Raw genomic sequence first — 20698 nt, forward strand, 5'->3', positions numbered from 1 at the left:
GGAGAACAAGCATGGAGAACAAGCATGGAGAGACAAGGCATGGGTACGCTTGAAGGCAAGGTGGCGCTGGTGTCCGGATCGGGGCGCGGCATTGGCCAGGAAATCGCGCTGAAACTGGCGCGCGAAGGCGCCAGGGTGGTGGTCAACGACCTGGACGCGGGGCCCGCCGATGACACGGTGGCGCTGATCCGCAAGGCGGGCGGGCAGGCCGTGGCCTGCGCGGGCAGCGTCACCGAATCCGGCTTTGCCGACCGCTTCGTCGGGGCCGCCCTGGACGCCTACGGCGGGCTGGACATCATCGTGAACAACGCCGGGTATACCTGGGACAACGTGATCCAGAAGATGACCGACGAACAATGGGACGAGATCCTGGCGGTGCACCTGTCCGCGCCGTTCCGCATCCTGCGGGCCGCGTCTGGCTTCATCCGCGAAGCGGCCAAGGCCGAGGCCGCCGAGGGCCGCGAGGTCTTTCGCAAGGTCGTGAATATCTCGTCCACCTCGGGCGTGATGGGCAATGCGGGCCAGGCCAACTACGCGGCGGCCAAGGCCGGCGTGAACGGCCTGACGCGGGCGCTGGCCAAGGAATGGGGGCGCTACAAGGTCAACGTGAACAGCGTGGCCTTCGGGCTGATCAAGACCCGGCTCACCGAAGCCGCCGCCGACGGCGACGCGACGCTGGACATCCAGGGCCGGCAGATCAAGGTGGGCGTGAATCCGCAGGTGCTCAAAAACGCCGAAAGCCTGATTCCCATCGGCCGCGCGGGCACGCCGGCCGAGGCGGCGGGCGCGGTGTACCTGTTCTGCCTGCCCGAATCCAACTACGTCAGCGGCCAGGTGCTGGTCGTGGGCGGCGGGCGTCCTTGATGCCGCGGGAGACTCCGATGGATACCCCGATGGACACCCCGATGGATACCCCGAAAAAAGGCTGGATGGACGCCGACCTGACGCTGTTCCAGGATTCGACCCGGCGCCTGTTCGAAAAGGAGTTCGCGCCCGACGAAGCCAAGTGGCGCAAGCAACAGCACGCGGATCGCGAGATCTGGCGCAAGGCGGGGCGCATGGGGCTGCTGTGCGTCAGCATGCCCGAGGCCTATGGCGGCGGCGGCGGCACCTTCGCGCACGAGGCCATCGTGGCGGCCGAGCAGGCGCGCGCGATGGTCCATGGCTTCAGCAACAACGTGCACAGCGCGATCCTGGCCCACTACATCCTGAACTACGGCACCGAGGCCCAGAAGCAGCGCTGGCTGCCGAAGATGGCCACCGGCGAGCTCGTCGGGGCCATCGCCATGAGCGAGCCGGGCGCGGGGTCCGACCTGAAGAGCATCCGCGCCACGGCTACGCGCGATGGCGACGCTTATGTCGTCAATGGCGCCAAGACCTTCATCACCAATGGCCTGCACGCCGATCTGATCTGTGTGGTGGTCAAGACCGATCCTGCGGCCGGGGCGCGCGGCATCTCGCTGATCATGCTGGAAACCCGGGACCTGCCGGGATTCCGCCGCGGCCGGCTGTTGGAAAAGCTGGGCCAGAAAAGCCTGGACACGGCCGAGCTGTTCTTCGACGCGGTGCGGGCGCCGGCCTGCAACCTGCTGGGCGAAGAGGAAGGCCGCGGCTTTGCGCAACTGATGCAGCAACTGCCGCGTGAACGCCTGCTGATCGCGGTGGGCGCGGTGGCCACCATGCGCCGGGCCATCGACGAGACCGTCGCCTACACCCGGACGCGCCAGGTGTTCGGGCAGCCGCTGATCGACCTGCAGAACACACGTTTCAAGCTGGCCGAATGCGAGACGGTGGCGACGATCGCGGCGCGCTTCGTCGACGATTGCATCGCGCGGCAACTGGACGGCACGCTGGACCTGCCGACCGCCGCGATGGCCAAATGGTGGACCACGCAGATGAACTGCCAGGTCATCGATGAATGCCTGCAGCTGCATGGCGGCTACGGGTACATGCTGGAGTATCCGATCGCCCGCATGTACGCCGATGCCCGCGTGGGCAAGATCTATGGCGGCTCGAACGAAATCATGAAAGAAATCATCGCGCGCGGCCTGGTCGCCTGAGGCGGCGCCGACGACGCGGGAACCGGAGACCCAGGGCATGCAGCAAGCGCATCATCGGTATTGGCCCAAGGGATTGCCGCTGGCCATCAGCCAGCCGCAGTCCAGCCTGTATTTCAACCTGGAAGCGTCCGCCACGCGCTATCCCGCCAAGCCCGCCATCGTGTTCTACGACACGACGCTGGACTATGCGCGCTTAAAGCGCGAGGTCGACGCCATGGCCGGCTATCTGCAGCACGGGGCCGGCGTGAAGGCGGGCGACCGCGTGCTGTTGTTCAGCCAGAATTGTCCGCAGTTCATCATTGCCTACTACGCCATCCTGCGCGCGGACGCCGTGGTGGTGCCGGTCAATGCGATGAGCACGCCGGACGAACTGGCGCACTATCTTCAAGACAGCGGCGCGCGGGTCGCGTTTGCGGCGCAGGAACTGGCAAGCCGGCTGGAGGAGTTCACGCGCGACGGCAGCCTGGACCGTGTCATCGTGCATGCCTATTCGGACTATCTGGGGCCGGGCGACGGCGCGGTCGCGCCGCCGGCGGAGATCGCCGCGCCCCGGCGCATGCCGGACATCCGGGGCGGTGTGCCCTGGTATGGCGCCATGGCGGTCAATGCGCCGCCGCTGCCTCACCGGGCCAGGGCGCAGGACCTGTGCCTGCTGCCGTATACGTCCGGCACCACGGGCCGGCCCAAGGGCTGCCGGCACACGCATGGCACGCTGGCGGCCGCGGCCACGGGGTCGCAACTGTGGCGGGGCCTGACTTGCGAGGCCATCATCATGGGCGTTGCGCCGATGTTCCACCTGCTGGGCATGCAGAACTGCATGAACCTGCCGATCCTGCTGGGCGCCACGGTGGTGCTGCTGCCGCGCTGGGACCGCAAGGTGGCCGCGCAACTGATGGCGCGGCATCGCGTCAGCGTGTGGGCGGCTGCCCCGGCGATGATCGTGGATTTCTTCGCGCAGCCGGGCATCGACGACTACGACCTGTCCGCCCTGGCGCTGCTGTGCGGCGGCGGGGCGCCCATGCCCGAGGCCGTGGCGGGCATGCTGGCCAACCGCTACGGCATCGTCTTCAACGAGGCCTACGGCCTGACCGAAAGCGCCTCGTTCCTGCACTGCAATCCCATGCACCGCAACAAGCGCCAGTGCATCGGCGTGCCGACCTTCGGCGTGGACACGCGGGTGGTGGACCCGGCCACGCTGAAAGAACTGCCGCCCGGCGAGACCGGCGAACTGGTGACGCGCGGCGCGCAGATCATGCAGGGGTACTGGAACAATCCGGCGGCGGACGACGAGGCGTTTTTCATGCTGGACGGCGCGCGCTATTTCCGTACCGGAGACCTGGGGCGCGTGGATGACGAAGGCTATTTTTTCATCACCGATCGCCTCAAGCGCATGATCAACGCTTCCGGCTACAAGGTCTGGCCGGCCGAGGTCGAAAATGCGCTGTACGAGCATCCGGCCGTGCACGAGGCCTGTGTCATCGGCGTCCCGGATGCCTGCCGCGGCGAAACCGTGAAGGCGCTGCTGGTGTTGCGGCCCGAGGCGCGCGACACGGCGCGGGAAGACGAGGTGATCGCCTGGGCCCGCGAGCGGATGGCGGCCTACAAGGCGCCGCGCATCGTCGAGTTCGTGGATGCGCTGCCCAAATCCAACACGGGCAAGATCCTGTGGCGCGCGCTGCAGGAGGCGCAGCGCGCCACGGCCTGATCCCCGACAAGGAAGGGGCGCGCCGCGCCGCCTGCCGCCACCCTGGCGTTGGCGTTGGCGTCAGGCGGGCGGGCCGGCGCGCAGCACGATCTGCGTGATTTCGGACGGGCGGCCCAGCCGGATGGGAAAGCCGGGCCACAGGCCCGCCCCATTACTCACGTAGAGCTGCATGCCGCCCACCTGGTACATGCCCGACACGTAGCCCTCGTTGGCCAACTGCGTGAGCAGGTGCGGACCCAGGATCTGTCCGCCGTGCGTATGGCCGGACAGTTGCAAGCCGGCGCCGGCCTGGGCATGGCGCTCGGCGCCGACCGGGCGATGGCTCAAGAGGATCACCGCCGACGCGGGCGGCACGCCCTTCATGGCCGCCTCGATATCGGGCAGCGGCTGGCCCACGCGCGCCGCCATGCTGTCGGTGATGCCCGCCAGCACGAGCGGCTGGCCGTCGCGTTCGAGGGTCATGTGCGCATTGAGCAGCATGCGCAGGCCAAGCTTCTCGAAGGCCTGCAGCCAGCCGAGGTATTCGGCGTAGTACTCGTGGTTGCCCGGGATCGCTACGACGCCGTGCGGCGCGCGCAGGTCGGCCAGCGGCTGCACGTCGGCGGCGCGCGCCGCGGGCGTGCCATCGACCAGGTCGCCGGTGATGAGCGTCAGGTCCGGCTCGAGCGCATTGGCGCGGGCGACGACCGCGCGCATCCAGTCGGCCTGAAGCAGCCGGCTGGCGTGCAGGTCCGTCAGGTGCACGATGCGAAAGCCGTCATACGCGCGCGGCAGGTGGGGCAGGGCGACTTCGATCGTCTTGACCTCCGGCACGCGCACCGCCTGCCAGACGCCCAGCACGGACAGCGCCATCGCGGCGCACGCCAGCCCCGTGCGCAGGCGCGGGCAGACGAGCAGGGCGCGTCCCCGGCTGCGCGAAAACGCGGACAGGGCCAGCCCCGCCGCGTCCTGGATGAACAGGAACAGGGCCAGCAGGATGACCGCGCCGAACGCCGCGCCCAGCGCCATCAGCACGGCGGCGGGCACTTCGGGCGAGGCCATGGTCCCGAAGAAGTTGCGGGTGATGAGATGGTGCTCGGCGGACAGCAGCACCAATACGGCCAGCAGCATCCTGCCCGCGGCGGGCCAGTTCAGGGGCCAGACGAAGCGCCAGATGACGTAGAGCGCGATAAGGCCGGTGATGACATGAAACACGTGCGAAATCCTGGTGATCTTGATGTGAAGGCCGCCGGGCGCGGCAGGCGCCGTGGCCCGGTCGGCGTATCCCGCGAGGGAGCGCCGATTAAACACCGGATTGCCGGTGAATACTGCAACATGGCGCGCCGCGCCGGCATGGCCGCGCGCCTGCCGCGCGGCGTGGGGCGGCGTAGAATCACGGCCGCCAGAACTCGACCGCCCGCCATCCCATGCCGATACGCCCCGCCCGCCCTGAAGACGCCGCCCTGCTGCCCGCCATCGAGCGGTCGGCCGGCGCGCTGTTTCGCGGCGTTGCGGGCCTGGAATGGATCGCCGACGATGACGCGATGTCCGACGCCGCGCACCAGCGGCTGATCGCGCAGGGAACGTCCTGGGTGGCGCACACGGACGCGGGGCAGTTGTGCGGATTTCTGGCTGCCGAAGCCTTCGGCGACGACCTGCACGTGTGGGAGCTGGCCGTCGACGCCGGCCATCAGCGCAGGGGCGTGGGCAGGCAGCTCGTGCGCGCGGCGCTGCAGCATGCCCTGCGCGCGGGCATGCGCGCCGTTACCCTCACGACCTTCCGCGATGTCGCGTGGAATGAGGCCTGGTATGCGCGGCTGGGATTCCAGCCAGACCCGGCGTTGCCGGGCTCGCGATTGCACGAGGTGCTGCAGGCCGAGGCGCGCCACGGCCTGCCCGCGCAGCGGCGCGTGGCGATGCGCCTGCCGGTCGGCCGCGGCGCGTAGCAGGACGGCCCGCGCCGGATCAGGCGGCGCCCAGGCCGGTGAAGAATCGCCGGGCGTTGGATTCCAGGCCTTCGATGTAGTAGCCGCCTTCCTGCACGATCAGCGTCGGCAGGTCCAGGCCGCCGACTTCCCGGCCCAGGCGCTCGAAGCCGTCTTCGCTCACGCTGACCATGGCCTGCGGATCCTTCTCGAAGATGTCGAAGCCCAGCGACAGCACCAGGGCATCGGGCTGGAACAGTTCGATCGCCCGGCGGGCCTGCGCCAGCCGGTCGAAGAACACCGATTCGGGCGAGCCGTGCGGCATCGGCAGGTTGATGTTGTAGCCCAGGCCCTCGCCGGCGCCGCGCTCGTCCTCGAAGCCCGCCACCACCGGGTAGAAGTTTTCGGGATCGCCGTGGATGGACACGTAGAGCACGTCGCTGCGGTGATAGAAGATCTCCTGGATGCCCTGGCCATGGTGCATGTCGGTGTCCAGGATGGCCACGCGCGGAAAGCGGGCCGTCAGGCGCTGCGCGGCGATGGCCGCGTTGTTCAGGTAGCAGAAGCCGCCCGCGGCGTCGCGCCGGGCGTGGTGGCCGGGCGGCCGGCAGATGGCGTAGGCGTGGCGGTCGCCGGCCAGCAGCGTCTCGGCGCCCGCGATGGCGCATTGCGCCGACCAGTATGCCGAATGCCAGGTCTTCGGGCCGACCGGGCAACTGCCGTCGGCCAGATAGCGCCCCGCCTTGGCCAGCACGCCGCGCAGGGCGTTGGGCTCGCGCACGAACACGTTGGACACCACTTCGCCGCCCCAGTCTCCGGGGAGCTTCATCCAGTCTTCGTGGGCGTCCTGCAGGAAGCGCAGGTAGTCCAGGCTGTGCACCGCCGCCAGCGCCCCGGCGCCGTGGTCGGCCGGGGCCTGCACGTCGAATCCCAGCTTGCGGGCCGCCTGCACCAGGCCGTCCAGGCGCGAGGGCACCTCCTGCGGCGTGCGCATCTTGCCGCGCGAGAAGTAGGTCTGCGGATGGTGCAGCTTTTGATCGTCGTGGAAAAACGCCTTCATGCCAGGGACCCCTGATGCCTAATGTGGACTGCTCGCCAGATGCGAGGCGGCCGTGGGAATAAATCAGTGAGAAAACCATGAATTCTTATCCAGCGGCCATCCCCTGCTTATGGGGGATTACCCCAGGCCGCGCGCGCGGCCGGCCTTAAAAATCGCCGCCGCCAGCGCGGGGGACTTGCCTGTATCATGCGCACGAAGACTTCCGCCCTCCCGCGCGCCGGTTTCCCGCGCGCGGCCGCATCATCAGTGACCCGGATAGCCGCCATGCCCGACCCGCTTCGTCTGCAGGCATTGATACAGGACTGCGCCCGCGGCCAGGAATCCGCGCTGGCCGAACTCTATCAACAGACGTCCCCGCATCTATTTGCGCTTGCCGTACGTATATTGCGGCGAAGCGACTGGGCGGAGGAAGTCCTCCAGGACAGCTTCATCAATATCTGGCGCAACGCCGCCCGCTATTCTTCGGAGCAGAGCCAAGTCATGACCTGGATGACGCGCATCGTGCGCAATCGCTGCATCGACCTGCTGCGCAGGCCGGACCTGGAGCGTCCCGACGCCGACGGCGAGCTGACGCAGGCCTGGGCCGACGACGCGCCCGGCCCCTTTGAGCGCCTGCAACGCGACCAGGACGGCCAGCGCCTGGCCGACTGCCTGAAACAACTGGAAGGGCAGCAACGCACCGCCATCGCGCTGTCCTTCTTCGATGACCTCAGCCACAGCGAGATCGCCCGGCGCCTGCAGGCGCCGCTGGGCACGATCAAGAGCTGGGTGCGGCGCGGCATGGACCGGCTCAAGAGGTGCCTGTCATGAACTACAGCGATCCCGAACTGCGCGCGCGGCTTGCCGCCGACTACGTGGCCGGCGCGATGCGGGGCGGCGCGCGCCGCCGCTTCGAGGGCCTGATGGCCGCCGACGCCAACCTGCGCCGCCAGGTGCGCGACTGGGAAAACGACATCTATCCGCTGCTGTGGTCGCTGCCTACCCGCGTGCCGCCACGCCGCGTCTGGCGCGCCATCGAACCGCGCCTGAAGCCGGGCGGCGCCCGCGGCTGGCAGGGCCTGGCTTTCTGGCGCGTGCTCAGCGGCGCGCTGGCGGCGGTGCTGGTGGCCGGGGTGGTGGTCTACCCGATGCAGGTCGACCGCGCCGCGCGCACGCAATTGATGGCGGTGCTGCAAAGCCCGGAGGCGCAGGCCATGCTGGTGGTGCGCGCCGACGAGCGCGGCGGCCTGCATGTCCACGCCTTGCAGGACCTGGCCTCGCGCGCCGGCGGCAAGGCGCTGGAACTGTGGGTGATCCCGCCCGGGCAGGCGCCGCAATCGGTCGGCGTGGTGGCGCCCGATGGCCAGACGGCGCTGCGGCGCAGCCAGGGCCTGGAAGGCATCCAGAAGCTGGCCATCACGCTCGAACCGCCGGGCGGATCGCCTTCGGGCAAACCGACGGGGCCGGTCATCATGAGCGGCGACGTGCTCAAGATCTGAGCCGCATCCAAAGCGGGCCGGACCGCGTATAGAGGGGTATCCCATTGCGGAGCCCCTCATGTCTTCCTGGATTACCGCAGGCCCGCGCGGCCTGCTTGCCATCGTGGTCCTGGCCGCGCTGGCCCTTGGCCTGCTGGCCGCCTGTTCGCCCCTGACGGTGCTCAATGGCGCCGTGCCCGACGACGCCCACCGGGTCTCGGCGGGACTGGCCTACGGTCCGCTGGCGCGCCAGCGGCTGGACGTCTACCGGCCGCCCGGCGCGGTGAATGCGCCCGTGGTGGTGTTCTTCTATGGCGGCAGCTGGCGCAGCGGGGAACGGGCCGACTACCGTTTCGTCGGCGACGCGCTGGCGGCGCGCGGCATGGTCGCGGTCGTTGTCGATTACCGGCTCTATCCCGAAGCCGGCTACCCGGACTTCCTGCGCGACGCCGCCCTGGCGGTCGCCTGGACCCAGCGCCATATCGCCGACCATGGCGGCGATCCGCGGCGCGTCTTTGTCGCCGGCCACAGCGCCGGCGGCTACATCGCCGCCATGCTGGCGCTGGACGGGCGCTGGCTGGGCGGCGCCGGCTCCAGCCCCGCGGCGCTGGCGGGCTGGATCGGCCTGGCCGGGCCCTATGACTTCCTGCCCATCGTCTCGCGCACGCTGCGGCCGGTGTTCGGCTACCCGGACACGCCGCCCGACTCGCAACCCATCCACCACGTCAGCGCGGCTGCGCCGCCCGGCCTGCTCTTGACCGGCGCGGCCGATACCACGGTCGACCCGCGCCGCAACAGCGCCAGCCTGGCGGCCGCCCTGCAAACCGCCGGCGCGTGCGCCAGGTTGGTGACCTACCCCGACCTCGGCCACAAGCTGCTGGTGGGCACGCTGTCGCGCCCGCTGCGCTGGCGCGCGCCCGTGCTTGACGACCTGGACGCGTTCGTGGCCCATCCCTGCCCGAACGCGGTGCGCCAGAAATAAGGGTTTTCACTGATGCATCCGACGCATCCGTTGCGGCCGCCCGCCCGTATATCCCGACACGTTTCACACAGGACATCATGATGCGCTCCGTTTTCGCAGGCTGGACCGCTTCGATCAGGCGATGGGTCGATACGCAGGCGCAGGACGCGCCGGGCGGCGATCCCGATCGCATCGACTGGACCCGCGCCTTGCCCTTTGCGTTGTTGCACATCGGCTGCCTGGGGGCGCTGTGGACCGGCGTGTCGCCCGCGGCGCTGGCGCTGGCGGCGGCGCTGTACGCCCTGCGCATGTTCGCCCTCACCGGGTTCTATCACCGCTACTTCTCGCATCGCACCTTCCGCACCTCGCGCGGCATGCAACTGGTGTTCGCCGTGCTGGGCGCATCGTGCGCGCAGCGCGGGCCGCTGTGGTGGGCGGCCCACCATCGCCACCATCATCGCCATGCCGACGGCGAACAGGACCTGCATTCGCCGCGCCGCCATGGGTTCTGGTGGAGCCACATGGGCTGGTTCCTGACGCGCCGCGCCTTCGCCACCGACCTGGCGCGCGTGCCGGACCTGCGCGGCTACGCCGAACTGCGCTGGCTCGACCGCTACGACGCGGCAGTGCCGCTCGCCCTGGCCCTGGGCTGCTATGGCCTGGGCGCGCTGCTGGAGCGCGTGGCGCCCGGCCTGGGCACCGACGGGCCGCAGATGCTGGTCTGGGGCTTTTTCGTTTCGACCGTCGCGCTCTTTCATGCCACCGTCACCATCAACTCGCTTGCGCACCGCTACGGCAAGCGCCGCTACGACACCGACGACGACAGCCGCAACAACGCCTGGCTGGCGCTGCTGACCTTCGGCGAGGGCTGGCACAACAACCATCACTTTTATCCGGGCTCGGCGCGGCAGGGGTTCCGCGCCCGCGAGATCGACATCACCTGGTACGGCCTGCGCCTTCTGGCGGCCGCCGGCCTGATCTGGGACCTCAAACCCGTGCCGGCCTGGGCGCTGGCCGCCGCCAAGGAGTGAACATGCGCATCGCGATCATCGGCTCGGGCATCGCGGGACTGGTCTGCGCCTGGAAGCTGGGCCGCGACCACGAGGTCACGCTGTACGAGGCCAATGACTACCTGGGCGGGCATACGCACACGCATGCGGTGGAGCTGGACGGCCGGCCGTATCAGGTCGACAGCGGCTTCATCGTCCACAACCCGCTCAACTACCCGAACTTCACGGCCCTGCTGGATGAACTGGGCGTGGCGTCGCAGCCCACCACCATGAGTTTTTCGGTCCACAAGGAGGCCGATGGCCTGGCCTACAACGCGACCTCGCTGGACACGCTGTTCTGCCAGCGGCGCAACCTGGTGTCGCCCCGCTTCCTGGGCATGGTGCGCGACCTGCTGCGCTTTTACCGCCAGGCCCCCACGCTGCTGGACTCGCCCGATCCGGGCCCGACGCTGGGCGATTATCTGGCGCAACATCGGTATGGCGACGCCTTTCGCACCGATCACCTGATCCCGATGGCTTCGGCGCTGTGGTCGTCGCCGGCGGCCCGCATCCTGGAATTCCCGGCGCGCTACCTGGTGCAGTTCATGGCCAACCACCAGATGCTGCGGATCAGCGGCCGGCCGCAGTGGCGCGTGGTGCGGGGCGGATCGCGCCGCTACATCGATGCGATGCGCCAGCGCTGGACGGTGCGCGAGCGGCTCGCTTGTCCCGTGCGCAGCGTCAGGCGCCACGCCGCCGGCGTGCAGGTGGTCACGCGCGACGGCCAGGAACCCCATGACGAAGTGATCTTCGCCTGCCACAGCGACCAGGCGCTGGCGCTGCTGGCGGACCCGACGCCGCAAGAGCGCGAGGTGCTGGGCGCCATCGCCTACCAGGACAACGACGTGGTGCTGCATACCGACGCGCGCCTGCTGCCGCGCCAACGCAAGGCCTGGGCCGCCTGGAATGCCTATGTGCCGGCCGACCCGGCCGCGCCATGCTCGGTCAGCTATTGCATGAACCTGCTGCAGGGCATCGAGTCGCCGCGGCCGTTCGTCGTGACGCTGAACCGCAGCGACGCCATCGACCCGGCGCACGTGCTGGCGCGCATGCATTATCACCATCCCGTCTACACCCATGCGTCGGTGGCCGCGCAGGCGCGCCGCGCGGACATCTCGGGCCGGGGGCGCACCTGGTACGCCGGCGCCTACTGGGGCTGGGGGTTTCACGAGGATGGCGTGGCCAGCGCGCTGGACGTCGTGCGCGCCATCCAGTCTCGGCCGCAGGCGTGGGCCCGGGAGGCGGCATGACGCTGCAAAGCGCCGTCTACGAGGGCAAGGTGACGCACCGGCGCCACCACCCGCATGCGCATGGCTTCGGCTACCGCATGGCCCAGCTCTACCTGGACCTGGACGAGATCGATCAGGTGTTCCAGGGGCGTTGGCTGTGGTCGGTCGAGCGGCCCAACCTGGCGCAATGGCGCCGGGCCGACTACCTGGACGCGGACGGCGGGCTGCCGCTGGCGCAGGCCGTGCGCGAACGCCTGCGGGCAAGCCTGGGGGACGTGCCGGCCGGGCCGATCCGGTTGCTGGCGCATCCGCGCTACGCGGGCTATGTCTTCAACCCGGTCAGCTTTTACTACTGCTTTGAGGCCGACGGCCGCACGCTGGCCGCGATCGTGGCGGAAATCACCAACACCCCGTGGAAGCAGCGCCATTGCGTGGTGCTGCCGGCCGCCGCCGCCGAGCGCGAGGGCGCGGCGCTGGCCTGGCGCTTCGACAAGCGCTTCCACGTGTCGCCCTTCATGCCCATGGACTGCGCCTACGACTGGCGCTTCACCGCACCGGCGGACGACCTGCGCGTGCACATGCGCGTCAGCCGCCAGGGCGTGGCGCAGTTCGACGCCCGCCTCGATCTGCAACGCCGGGCGCTCGACGGCGCGGCGCTGGCCCGGCTGCTGTGGCGCTATCCGCTGATGACGCTGCAGGTCATCGGCGCCATTCACTGGCAGGCGCTGCGCTTGTGGCTCAAGCGCAACCCCGTCTACGACCATCCCCGCACGCCCAACGGAGAACCGAAATGAAGCCCATGACGCCCTCTGAACACGCTTCGATCGCGGCCAGCCGCCGCGCCGGCCCGCTCGACCGCCTGTTACGCCAGCGCCTGTTCGCCAGCCTGGCGGCGCTGGACCATGGCCAGCTGCTGATCGAGGACAGCCTGGGCAGCGTCACGCTGGGCCGGGGCGATCCCTGCGTGCGGCTGACCGTGAGCGACCTGGGGTTCTACCGGCTGGTGGCGGCGCAAGGCAGCGTCGGCGCGGGCGAAGCCTATGGCGACGGCCTGTGGCGCTGCGATGACCTGGTCGGCCTGGTGCGCCTGCTGGTGCGCAACCGCGACACGCTGGACGCCATGGAATCCGGCCTGGCGCGGCTGGCCGGCTGGGCGCTCCGGCGCTGGCATGCCGGCAATGCCAACACCCGCGCGGGCAGCCGGCGCAACATCGCCGCGCACTACGACCTGGGCAACACCTTCTTCGGGCTGTTCCTGTCGGATGACCTGATGTATTCGTCGGCAATGTGGGCCGACGGCGACGACACGCTGGAAGCGGCCTCCCATCGCAAGCTGGAGACGATCTGCCGCAAGCTGGAACTGCAGCCCACGGACCGCGTCGTGGAGATCGGCAGCGGGTGGGGCGGCTTCGCGATCCACGCGGCGCGCCACTACGGCTGCCATGTCACGACCGCCACGCTATCGCGCGAGCAACACGACCTGGCGGTCGAGCGCGTGCACGCCGCCGGCTTGCAGGACCGCGTCGACGTCGTGCTGCGGGACTACCGCGACCTGCAGGGGCAATACGACAAACTGGTGTCGGTGGAGATGATCGAGGCGGTCGGCGCGAACTTCCTGGAGACCTATTTCCGCCAGGTCGCCAACCTGCTCGACCCGCGCGGCCGCGCGCTGATCCAGGCCATCACCATCGAAGACCACCGCTACCAGCAGGCGCTGGCATCGGTCGATTTCATCAAGCGCCACATCTTTCCGGGCAGCTTCATCCCGTCGATCGACGCCATGCTGCGCGCCAAGACACGCGCCTGCGACCTGGCCCTGGTGCACCTGGAAGACTTCGGCCTGTCGTATGCGCGCACCCTGCAGATCTGGCGCGAGCGCTTCCTGGCGCGGTTGCCGCAGGTGCGGGCGCAAGGCTTTGACGCGCGCTTCTGCCGCCTGTGGGAGTTCTATCTGGCGTACTGCGAAGGGGGCTTTCGCGAGCGCTCGATCGGCGTTGCGCACCTGCTGCTGACGCATCCGCAGGCGCGCGTCACGGGCGCGCGCTGGGTGAGGGAGGACGCATGATGCGGTTCTGGGCCAACCTGATCGGCTACCAGATCGTGTGGTTCAGCGCCGTGATCGGCGCGGGCCACGGCCTGGCCTGGCCGGGCGTGGCCGCCGCCCTGGTCTTCATCGTGGCCCAACTGGCGGCGTCGGCCACGGCGCGCGCCGATCTGCGCCTGGCCGGGGCCGCCGTGATCTGCGGCATGGCGCTGGACGGCACGCTGTCCGCGCTGGGTTGGGCGCGCTATGCCGCCAACGGCTGGCTCGCGCCGGCCTGGATCCTGGCGTTGTGGGCGGCGTTCGCGCTGACCCTGAACCATTCGCTGGCCTATCTGCGTCCGCGGCCCTGGCTGGCCTGCGCGGTCGGCGCGATTGGCGGACCGCTGGCCTATTGGGGCGCCGCGCGTGGCTGGCAGGCGGTGCAATTCGAACCGCCGGCGTGGCGCGCCACCGCCGCGCTGGCGGCGGGCTGGGCGCTGGCATTGCCGGCGCTGACCGCGGGCGCGCGGCGCTGGAACCGGGAGGCATCATGACGATCTGGCAACAATGGTTATGCATCGCGGCCGGCATGATCGTGGCGATGGCGCTGGCCTGGGGCTGGCAGCGCTGCCGCGCCAATGCCGGCATCGTCGACGTGGTGTGGGCGCTGGGCATGGGCGCGGCCGCCTGCCTGATCGCCGCCACCGGCACGGGCAGCATCGCGGCCCGGCTGGCGCTGGCGCTGATGGCGGGCGTCTGGTCGTTGCGGCTGGCCTGGCATCTGTGGCGCCGCGTGCGCCAGGGCGAGGACGGACGTTATCGCGCGCTGCGCGAGCATTGGCAGGGCCACCAGGGCAAGTTCTTCGGCCTGTTCATGTTCCAGGCCGGTTTGGTGATGTTGTTCTGCCTGCCGTTCCTGGCGGTTGGCGCCAGTCCGGCGCAAGGCTGGCCGGTGGTCCTGGGCCTGCTGATCTGGCTGGCGGCGCTGTCGGGCGAGGTGATCGCCGACCGCCAGCTCGACCGCTTCCGCGACGACCCCGCCCATCGCGGCCGCACCTGCCGCGAGGGCCTGTGGCGCTATTCGCGCCATCCCAACTATTTCTTCGAATGGTGCCACTGGTTCGGCTATGTCGCCCTGGCCTGGGGGTCGCCGCTGCAGTGGATGGCCTGGCTGGGACCGGTGCTGATGTACGTGTTCCTGCGCTGGATCAGCGGCATTCCGTTCACCGAGCAGCAGGCGCTGCGCACGCGCGGCGACGACTACCGCGACTATCAGCACCGCACGTCGGCCTTCTTTCCCTGGTTTCCCAAACACTGACGAGGCACGCCATGACCACCGCCACCTTGCACGACACTCCCCTGGCCGCCGATCGCCCCGCGCCCGGCCTGCTCGGGCTGGCCGAACGCGGCTTGCTGCCCGACGCGCTGCTGCGGCTGGGCATGCGGCGCCTGTGCGCCCAGCGACTGGCGCAGGAATATGCCGGCGGCATCGACGCCTGGACCGAGCGCGACCGCCAGCTCATCGCCGGGCTGCGCGCCAGCGCCGTGGCCATTCATACCGACGCCGCCAACGCCCAGCACTACGAATTGCCGACCGCCTTCTTCCAGCTGTGCCTGGGCGCGCGGATGAAGTATTCAAGCTGCTATTACCCGACCGGCGGCGAAACGCTGGACCAGGCCGAGCTCGCCATGCTGCGCCTGTACGGCGAGCGCGCCGGGCTGGCCGACGGCCAGGACATCCTGGAGCTGGGTTGCGGCTGGGGCTCGTTGACCTTGTGGATGGCCGAGCAGTTTCCCAACGCGCGCATCACGGCGGTGTCCAATTCCGCCACCCAGCGCCAGCACATCGAGGCGCGCTGCCGCGAGCGGGGCTGGTCGCACGTGCGCGTCGTCACGTGCGACGTCAACGTGCTGACGCTGCCCGGCGCCGCCTTCGACCGCTGCGTCTCGGTGGAAATGTTCGAACACATGCGCAACTACCAGGACCTGCTGGCGCGCATCGCCCAGTGGCTGCGGCCCGGCGGCAAGCTGTTCGTGCACATCTTCGCGCACCGCGAACGCGCCTATCCGTTCGAGACCGAGGGGGCCGACAACTGGATGGGACGGCATTTTTTCACCGGCGGCATCATGCCGTCGGCGCATACCTTGCTGCACTTCCAGCGCGACCTGCAGCTCGAAGATCGCTGGTTCCTCGACGGCACGCACTATGCGCGCACCGCCAACCACTGGCTCGCCAACCAGGATGCACGGCGCGGCCAGGCGCTGGCGGTGCTGGGGCAGGCCTACGGCGCGCCGCTGGCCGCACTGTGGAACCAGCGCTGGCGCATGTTCTGGATGGCGTGCGCCGAGCTCTTCGGCTATGACGCCGGCCAGCAATGGGGCGTGGCGCATTACCGCTACACGCGGCCCTGAGGAGAACCATCATGCTGCGAACCCTGTACATCGCCGCGGCCGCCCTGCTGGCCGGCTGCGCGTCGCCGCCGCCCATGCCGCCGGTGGCCCAGGTGGATCTGGACCGCTTCATGGGCGACTGGTATGTGATCGCGCACATTCCCAGTTGGCCGGAGCGCAACGCCTACGACGCGGTCGAGAGCTACCGCCGGCTGCCGGACGGCCGGGTGCAGACCGACTTCCGCTACCGCGACGGCAGCTTCGACGCCCCGGTCGACACCATGCACCCGGTGGCCACCGTGCGGCCGGACACCGGCAACGCGGTCTGGGGCATGCAGTTCATCTGGCCCATCAAGGCCGAATACGTCATCGCCTACCTGGACGAGGACTACCAGACCACCATCATTGGCCGTTCCAAGCGCGATTACGTCTGGGTCATGGCGCGCGTGCCCTGCCTGGACGACTCGGTTTACGCAGACCTGCTGCGCAGGGTGACGGCGCTGGGCTACACGGAAACCCCGCGCAAGGTGCCGCAGCGCTGCGACCGGTGAACCCCAGCCGGTCCGCGATTTCCACTACTGCGGCACGATCTGCGCCGCCTTGACGATGTCGCGCCACTTTTCTCCCTCGGACACGTTAAAGCGCGCGAAGGTGGCGGGGTCCGATCCCACCGGCTTGGCGCCCAGGCCGGCGTATTGCGTCACGACGTTGGGTTGCTTGAGCGCGCGGGCCGCGTGTTCGGAGAGCTTGGCCACGATGGCCGGCGGCGTGCCCTTGGGCGCCCACAGGCCATGCCAGGTGCTGATGTCAAAGCCGGGGAAGCCGGATTCGGCCATGGTGGGCACGTCGGGCAGTTCGTCCACGCGGCGGGCGGTGGTGACGGCCACCGCGCGCAGCTTGCCGGACTTGATGAACGGCATCGCCGAAGGCATGGAGTCGAACATCAGCTGGATCTGTCCGCCCACCAGGTCCGTCAGCGCGGGGGCGCTGCCCTTGTAGGGGACGTGCTGCATCCGCAGCCCCGAACGCACCTTGAACGACTCGCCCGCGAGCTGCTGCGCGGACGCCGATCCGGCCGATCCGAAGTTCAAGGGCTGAGCCTTGCCCTGCGCCACGAGGTCCTGCACGGTGCGGACCGGGGATGCCTGCGGCACGACCAGCACCAGCGGCACATCGGCCAGCTGCGTGATGGGCACGAAGTCCTTGAACGCGTCGTAGCGCATGGACGCATAGATGTACGGGTTGATGACGTGCAGCGAGGCGTTGGCCAGGAAGGTGTAGCCATCCGGCGCGGCGCGCGCCACGAGATCCGCGCCGATCATGCCGCTGGCGCCGGGCTTGTTGTCGACGATGATGTTCTGGCCGATGGTCTTGGACATTTCCGCCGCCACCAGCCGCGCCACGATGTCGGTCGGACCGCCCGGCGGATAGGGCACGACCATGGTGATGGGCTTGCTCGGAAAGGCGTCGGCGGCCGGCGCGGCCAGGGGCAGGCAGGCGCAGCCCAGGGCGAGCGCCGTGGCGGCGAGATGGCGCAGGCGGGGAGCTACGCGGGAGCGGCGGGGCCGGGCGGCGCGCCGGAAGTCGTTGGCATGCATGGGGTTGTCTCCGTCGTTATCGTGATCGCCACCTTGCCGACGACTTGTCGGCTTTCCAGGGCGGCGAGTGCTGCGGCAAGACCGGTGATCGGATAGATCGCCGTTACGGCCGGCCGGATCCGCTGGCTGCGGGCCCAGTCGAACAGGGTGGCCATGGTCCGCTGCACGGCGGGCGCGTGGACGATGCGTTCGTCCGCGGGCGTCCAGCCGATGTAGCGGCCAAAGAAAAACCCATGCAGGGCTATGTTTTTTACGAGCAGCAGGTTCAGCGGCACCTCGGGGATGCGGCCGCTGGCGAAACCCACCGACACCATGCGCGCATTGGCCGCCGCGGCGCGCACGCTGCGTTCGAAGGCGTCGCCGCCCACCGCGTCCAGCACCACGTCGGCGCCGCGCCCGGCGCTTGCCGCCTTGACGGCCTGCGCCATGTCCTCGTCGGCCGCGAAGGCGTGCGACGCGCCGGCGTCCAGGGCGGCCTGGCGCTTGGCCGGCGTGCTGGCGCAGGCGATCACGGTTGCCCCCAGCGCCGAGGCGATCTCCACGGCCGCCAGGCCCACGCCGGAGCCGGCGCCCAGCACCAGCACCGTCTCGCCCGGCTGCATGTCCGCGCGCCAGCGCAGCGCCGCCCAGGCGGTGCCGTACGAAATGGGGATGGGCAGGGCAGTCAGGAGCGGCAGGTCGTCGGGCACCGGATAGACCGTGTATTCAGGCACGGTCAGGCGCTCGGCATAGCAGCCCCAGCGCGATAGCGCCACCACCCTGTCCCCGGGCTTGATGCGCGTGACGTTCGCGCCGCATGCGATGACGCGGCCGGCGGCTTCCGTGCCGGGCGCAAAGGGCAGGGGCGGGCGGCTCTGGTAGCGTCCTTCTATCAACAGCTTGGTCGCGTGGCTGACGCTGGCGTAGTCGACGGCGAGCGTGACGTCATCGGGCCCCGGCGCGGGGGCGTCGGCGATCTCGTCGACAAGCACGTCCTCGACCGGACCGTGGCGGTGGCAGACCAGGGCGCGCATCACAGGGACTCCTTGCCGGCGTCGGCCTGGCGCAGCACGCCGGCCTGCAGCATGGCCTGGATCTCCGCTGGCGCCACGCCCCATTCGGTCAGCACCTCCACGGTGTGCTGGCCGATCGCAGGCGCGGCCTGCAGCGGCCTGCGCGCGGCGGCGCCCGGCGCGCGCGCATAGGGCAGGGGCGTGCCGCCCGGCTGCGCCAGCGGCTCCAGCAGCTCAAGGTGCGCCGCCTGCGGATGGGCGGCCAGGCCATCGTAGTCCCGCACCCGCGCATGCAGCACGTCCTCGCGCGCGAGGCGTTCCTCCCAATGCGAGGCGGGGTGCAGCGCCAGTTGCTCCGCCATCTCCCGATGCAGCCGCTCGCGCTGCGCCATGCGCGCGGCGTTGCTGGACAGCGCCGGATCGGCCAGCCATTCGGGACGTTCCAGCGCGCGGCACAGGCGCGCGAACTGGTCATTGTTCAACGCCAGGACCGACAGGCGCGCGTCGGCGGTCTGGAACACGCCGTTGGGCGCGCTGACCGCCACGGCCTCGCGCTCGCCCGCGATGCCGTAGGCGAGGATGTCATTGACCTGCAGGGCGGCGCAGGCCTGGAACAGATTGAGCTGCACGTGCTGGCCGCGGCCGCTGCGCGCCCGCTGGTAGAGCGCGGCGCTGGCGGCCTGCGCCGCATACAGCGCGGTCGCGATGTCCGCCATCAGCAGGCCGATGCGGCGGGGCTCTCCGGCCGGCGTCTGGTTCGTGTACATCAGGCCGCTGTCGGCCTGCATCACGGAGTCCGAGGCCGGGGCGTTGGCGTAGGGGCCGTCGGGTCCATACCCGCTGATGGACACATAGACCAGGTCCGGGCGGCGCTCGGCCAGGCCGTCGTAACCCACGCCCATGCGCTCGGCAACGCCGGGCCGGAAGTTCTGGATCACGATGTCGGCGCGCTCGGCCATGTCCGCAAGCAGCGTTTTGCCCCGCGCCTGGCGCGCATCCACGCACACGCCGCGCTTGCCCACGTTGTAGGCGATGGACAGGGCGCTCTGGTCGTCGCGCACCACGCCGACGTGGCGGCCCCAGTCGCCGTCCGGCGGTTCCACCTTGACCACGTCCGCGCCCTGCTGCCACAGGATCTGCGCGCAGTACGGCCCGGCGATGCCTTGGCTGAGGTCCAGCACGCGCAGTCCCGAATAGGGGGCGCAAGAGAGGTCGGTCGGCGAGGTCGGCATGGGTCGGCTAACGGTCCAAGGGCAATGAGGACGATGCTAGACTCGGCCGACGCATTGGACAATCCACCGGTTTGTGCCGGGAATGGTGAATCATGATTGACAATATGCCGGACCTGAATCTCGTCAGGCTGTTCGTTGCGATGGTGGAGTCGCGCAACCTCAGCGCGGCCGCGCAGCGTTGCGGCATGACGCGGTCCAACATGTCGCATCGCCTGAAACGGCTTGAGTTGGACCTGGGCGCGCAACTGTTCCGGCGCACCACGCGGCACGTCGAACTGACGCAGGCAGGGCAGCTGCTGTACCAGCATGGCATCCGGCTGCTGGATGAAATGCGCGCGGTGCAGGCCGCCATCGACAGCCTGGATGGAACCGTGCGCGGCGACGTCCGCATCCGTCTGCCCACGGGGCTGGGCCATCTTTACCTGGCGCCTGTGCTGCTCGATTTTGCGCGCGCCTATCCCGACATCGCGCTGCGCGTGCACATCAACGACGGCATCGGCGACCTGATTTCCGCCGAGGTCGACATCGCGCTGAAGATCACGTCATCGCCGCCCGAGGACCACGTCGCGCGGCGGCTGTGCGGCATCCAGTGGTGCCTGTGCGCGTCGCCGGACTTCCTGGATCGCAATGGCCCGGTAGAGGGGGTGGAGCAGCTGGGACGCTGCGATCTGATCGCGCCGCAATCGCTGGGCCGGCGTTTCGACCTGCGGCTCAAGCAGACCCATGGCGACCCGCTGATCCTGCGCGTCGCGCCGCGGCTGCAGTCGGGGGATTATCCGTTCTTGCGCGATGCGGTGCTGGCCGGCCTGGGGGTGGCCCTGCTGCCCCGCTATGCGGTATGGAGCCAGCTTCGCGACGGGACGTTGCAGGAAGTGCTGCCTGCGTTCGAACCCGAGGGCGTGGGCGATGCCATCTATCTGCTCACCGCGCCCAATCGGTTTCCTTCGATGGCCACGCGCGTGCTGGCCGACTTCCTCCGCGCGCACATCGAGCGCCATGCGCAGGATTGGGGCAGGACCGTCACGGCCGCGGGGTGA

At 69.7% G+C, this 20698-nt stretch carries 21 protein-coding genes; 16 read left to right on the forward strand and 5 right to left on the reverse strand.

The features are described from left to right. Window positions 1-39: 39 nt before the first annotated feature. From ACZ50Q_RS07940 to ACZ50Q_RS07950, 3 genes are read left to right on the forward strand one after another with little or no spacing between them, the layout of a single operon-like run. Window positions 40-864, forward strand: coding sequence for an SDR family NAD(P)-dependent oxidoreductase (locus ACZ50Q_RS07940; RefSeq protein WP_092582603.1), 825 nt, complete (start codon window positions 40-42; stop codon window positions 862-864). 41 nt (window positions 865-905) lie between these two features. Continuing rightward, window positions 906-2060, forward strand: coding sequence for an acyl-CoA dehydrogenase family protein (locus tag ACZ50Q_RS07945; protein ID WP_464081964.1), 1155 nt, complete (start codon window positions 906-908; stop codon window positions 2058-2060). 37 nt (window positions 2061-2097) lie between these two features. Then, window positions 2098-3765 carry a long-chain-fatty-acid--CoA ligase gene (locus ACZ50Q_RS07950; protein WP_464081093.1) on the forward strand — a complete coding sequence of 556 codons (1668 nt, stop codon included), beginning with the start codon at window positions 2098-2100 and terminating at the stop codon, window positions 3763-3765. Window positions 3766-3825: 60 nt separating this feature from the next. On the opposite strand, the gene ACZ50Q_RS07955 is transcribed toward ACZ50Q_RS07950, so the two are convergent. Beyond that, on the reverse strand, window positions 3826-4959 hold the full coding sequence (locus tag ACZ50Q_RS07955) for a metallophosphoesterase (protein ID WP_464081094.1): 1134 nt from the start codon (window positions 4957-4959) through the stop codon (window positions 3826-3828). A 212-nt stretch (window positions 4960-5171) separates the two neighbouring features. Here ACZ50Q_RS07955 and ACZ50Q_RS07960 point away from each other — a divergent pair, with 212 nt between their 5' ends. After that, window positions 5172-5690 (forward strand): GNAT family N-acetyltransferase, encoded by a 519-nt coding sequence (locus ACZ50Q_RS07960; protein WP_464081095.1) that lies wholly within the window; start codon window positions 5172-5174, stop codon window positions 5688-5690. 19 nt (window positions 5691-5709) lie between these two features. Here the strand turns inward: ACZ50Q_RS07960 and ACZ50Q_RS07965 are convergent, their stop codons facing one another. Beyond that, window positions 5710-6729 carry a histone deacetylase family protein gene (locus tag ACZ50Q_RS07965; protein ID WP_092582607.1) on the reverse strand — a complete coding sequence of 340 codons (1020 nt, stop codon included), beginning with the start codon at window positions 6727-6729 and terminating at the stop codon, window positions 5710-5712. Window positions 6730-6993: 264 nt separating this feature from the next. Here ACZ50Q_RS07965 and ACZ50Q_RS07970 point away from each other — a divergent pair, with 264 nt between their 5' ends. The 11 genes from ACZ50Q_RS07970 (at window position 6994) to ACZ50Q_RS08020 (ending at window position 16390) form a co-directional block, all read left to right on the forward strand. After that, window positions 6994-7539, forward strand: coding sequence for an RNA polymerase sigma factor (locus tag ACZ50Q_RS07970; RefSeq protein ID WP_076515479.1), 546 nt, complete (start codon window positions 6994-6996; stop codon window positions 7537-7539). Next, the gene (locus tag ACZ50Q_RS07975) at window positions 7536-8207 is read left to right on the forward strand and encodes an anti-sigma factor (protein ID WP_464081096.1); all 672 of its coding nucleotides are present in this window, start codon (window positions 7536-7538) and stop codon (window positions 8205-8207) included. Before ACZ50Q_RS07970 ends, ACZ50Q_RS07975 begins: the two co-directional genes overlap by 4 nt. A 58-nt stretch (window positions 8208-8265) precedes the next feature. Further along, window positions 8266-9168 carry an alpha/beta hydrolase gene (locus tag ACZ50Q_RS07980; RefSeq protein WP_464081097.1) on the forward strand — a complete coding sequence of 301 codons (903 nt, stop codon included), beginning with the start codon at window positions 8266-8268 and terminating at the stop codon, window positions 9166-9168. 77 nt (window positions 9169-9245) lie between these two features. Further along, a complete protein-coding gene (locus tag ACZ50Q_RS07985; protein ID WP_464081098.1) occupies window positions 9246-10178 on the forward strand; it encodes an acyl-CoA desaturase in 933 nt (310 codons plus the stop codon). Window positions 10179-10180: 2 nt separating this feature from the next. Further along, entirely contained in the window at window positions 10181-11446 is a 1266-nt protein-coding gene (locus tag ACZ50Q_RS07990) for an NAD(P)/FAD-dependent oxidoreductase (protein WP_464081099.1), read from the forward strand. Next, the gene (locus tag ACZ50Q_RS07995) at window positions 11443-12219 is read left to right on the forward strand and encodes a DUF1365 domain-containing protein (RefSeq protein ID WP_464081100.1); all 777 of its coding nucleotides are present in this window, start codon (window positions 11443-11445) and stop codon (window positions 12217-12219) included. Before ACZ50Q_RS07990 ends, ACZ50Q_RS07995 begins: the two co-directional genes overlap by 4 nt. Then, window positions 12216-13490 (forward strand): class I SAM-dependent methyltransferase, encoded by a 1275-nt coding sequence (locus tag ACZ50Q_RS08000; protein WP_464081101.1) that lies wholly within the window; start codon window positions 12216-12218, stop codon window positions 13488-13490. The genes ACZ50Q_RS07995 and ACZ50Q_RS08000 overlap by 4 nt, the downstream gene beginning before the upstream one ends. Next, the gene (locus tag ACZ50Q_RS08005) at window positions 13487-14002 is read left to right on the forward strand and encodes a DUF2878 domain-containing protein (protein ID WP_464081102.1); all 516 of its coding nucleotides are present in this window, start codon (window positions 13487-13489) and stop codon (window positions 14000-14002) included. The genes ACZ50Q_RS08000 and ACZ50Q_RS08005 overlap by 4 nt, the downstream gene beginning before the upstream one ends. After that, a complete protein-coding gene (locus ACZ50Q_RS08010; RefSeq protein WP_464081103.1) occupies window positions 13999-14766 on the forward strand; it encodes a DUF1295 domain-containing protein in 768 nt (255 codons plus the stop codon). Before ACZ50Q_RS08005 ends, ACZ50Q_RS08010 begins: the two co-directional genes overlap by 4 nt. An 11-nt stretch (window positions 14767-14777) precedes the next feature. Next, entirely contained in the window at window positions 14778-15860 is a 1083-nt protein-coding gene (locus ACZ50Q_RS08015) for an SAM-dependent methyltransferase (RefSeq protein ID WP_464081104.1), read from the forward strand. Window positions 15861-15871: 11 nt separating this feature from the next. Next, window positions 15872-16390, forward strand: a complete 519-nt coding sequence (locus ACZ50Q_RS08020; RefSeq protein WP_464081105.1) for a lipocalin family protein — start codon at window positions 15872-15874, stop codon at window positions 16388-16390. A gap of 24 nt (window positions 16391-16414) precedes the next feature. Here the strand turns inward: ACZ50Q_RS08020 and ACZ50Q_RS08025 are convergent, their stop codons facing one another. From ACZ50Q_RS08025 to ACZ50Q_RS08035, 3 genes are read right to left on the reverse strand one after another with little or no spacing between them, the layout of a single operon-like run. After that, window positions 16415-17437, reverse strand: a complete 1023-nt coding sequence (locus ACZ50Q_RS08025) for a Bug family tripartite tricarboxylate transporter substrate binding protein (RefSeq protein WP_464081106.1) — start codon at window positions 17435-17437, stop codon at window positions 16415-16417. After that, entirely contained in the window at window positions 17386-18450 is a 1065-nt protein-coding gene (locus tag ACZ50Q_RS08030; RefSeq protein ID WP_464081107.1) for an NADPH:quinone oxidoreductase family protein, read from the reverse strand. Before ACZ50Q_RS08030 ends, ACZ50Q_RS08025 begins: the two co-directional genes overlap by 52 nt. Continuing rightward, on the reverse strand, window positions 18450-19661 hold the full coding sequence (locus tag ACZ50Q_RS08035) for a CaiB/BaiF CoA transferase family protein (RefSeq protein WP_464081108.1): 1212 nt from the start codon (window positions 19659-19661) through the stop codon (window positions 18450-18452). Before ACZ50Q_RS08035 ends, ACZ50Q_RS08030 begins: the two co-directional genes overlap by 1 nt. Before the next feature lie 92 nt (window positions 19662-19753). Between ACZ50Q_RS08035 and ACZ50Q_RS08040 the strand changes: the two genes are divergently transcribed. Then, window positions 19754-20698, forward strand: a complete 945-nt coding sequence (locus ACZ50Q_RS08040; RefSeq protein ID WP_464081109.1) for a LysR family transcriptional regulator — start codon at window positions 19754-19756, stop codon at window positions 20696-20698.

The organism is Achromobacter sp. T5-5, from assembly GCF_055397965.1.

Excerpts from the sequence above, each read along its gene's own strand:
- ACZ50Q_RS07940 (WP_092582603.1), top strand. The coding sequence starts at position 40 with ATGGGTACGCTTGAAGGCAAGGTGGCGCTGGTGTCCGGATCGGGGCGC.
- ACZ50Q_RS07945 (WP_464081964.1), top strand. The coding sequence starts at position 906 with ATGGATACCCCGAAAAAAGGCTGGATGGACGCCGACCTGACGCTGTTC.
- ACZ50Q_RS07950 (WP_464081093.1), top strand. The coding sequence starts at position 2,098 with ATGCAGCAAGCGCATCATCGGTATTGGCCCAAGGGATTGCCGCTGGCC.
- ACZ50Q_RS07960 (WP_464081095.1), top strand. The coding sequence starts at position 5,172 with ATGCCGATACGCCCCGCCCGCCCTGAAGACGCCGCCCTGCTGCCCGCC.
- ACZ50Q_RS07965 (WP_092582607.1), bottom strand. The coding sequence starts at position 6,729 with ATGAAGGCGTTTTTCCACGACGATCAAAAGCTGCACCATCCGCAGACC.
- ACZ50Q_RS07970 (WP_076515479.1), top strand. The coding sequence starts at position 6,994 with ATGCCCGACCCGCTTCGTCTGCAGGCATTGATACAGGACTGCGCCCGC.
- ACZ50Q_RS07975 (WP_464081096.1), top strand. The coding sequence starts at position 7,536 with ATGAACTACAGCGATCCCGAACTGCGCGCGCGGCTTGCCGCCGACTAC.
- ACZ50Q_RS07980 (WP_464081097.1), top strand. The coding sequence starts at position 8,266 with ATGTCTTCCTGGATTACCGCAGGCCCGCGCGGCCTGCTTGCCATCGTG.
- ACZ50Q_RS07985 (WP_464081098.1), top strand. The coding sequence starts at position 9,246 with ATGATGCGCTCCGTTTTCGCAGGCTGGACCGCTTCGATCAGGCGATGG.
- ACZ50Q_RS07990 (WP_464081099.1), top strand. The coding sequence starts at position 10,181 with ATGCGCATCGCGATCATCGGCTCGGGCATCGCGGGACTGGTCTGCGCC.
- ACZ50Q_RS07995 (WP_464081100.1), top strand. The coding sequence starts at position 11,443 with ATGACGCTGCAAAGCGCCGTCTACGAGGGCAAGGTGACGCACCGGCGC.
- ACZ50Q_RS08000 (WP_464081101.1), top strand. The coding sequence starts at position 12,216 with ATGAAGCCCATGACGCCCTCTGAACACGCTTCGATCGCGGCCAGCCGC.
- ACZ50Q_RS08005 (WP_464081102.1), top strand. The coding sequence starts at position 13,487 with ATGATGCGGTTCTGGGCCAACCTGATCGGCTACCAGATCGTGTGGTTC.
- ACZ50Q_RS08010 (WP_464081103.1), top strand. The coding sequence starts at position 13,999 with ATGACGATCTGGCAACAATGGTTATGCATCGCGGCCGGCATGATCGTG.
- ACZ50Q_RS08015 (WP_464081104.1), top strand. The coding sequence starts at position 14,778 with ATGACCACCGCCACCTTGCACGACACTCCCCTGGCCGCCGATCGCCCC.
- ACZ50Q_RS08020 (WP_464081105.1), top strand. The coding sequence starts at position 15,872 with ATGCTGCGAACCCTGTACATCGCCGCGGCCGCCCTGCTGGCCGGCTGC.
- ACZ50Q_RS08025 (WP_464081106.1), bottom strand. The coding sequence starts at position 17,437 with ATGCATGCCAACGACTTCCGGCGCGCCGCCCGGCCCCGCCGCTCCCGC.
- ACZ50Q_RS08030 (WP_464081107.1), bottom strand. The coding sequence starts at position 18,450 with ATGCGCGCCCTGGTCTGCCACCGCCACGGTCCGGTCGAGGACGTGCTT.
- ACZ50Q_RS08035 (WP_464081108.1), bottom strand. The coding sequence starts at position 19,661 with ATGCCGACCTCGCCGACCGACCTCTCTTGCGCCCCCTATTCGGGACTG.
- ACZ50Q_RS08040 (WP_464081109.1), top strand. The coding sequence starts at position 19,754 with ATGATTGACAATATGCCGGACCTGAATCTCGTCAGGCTGTTCGTTGCG.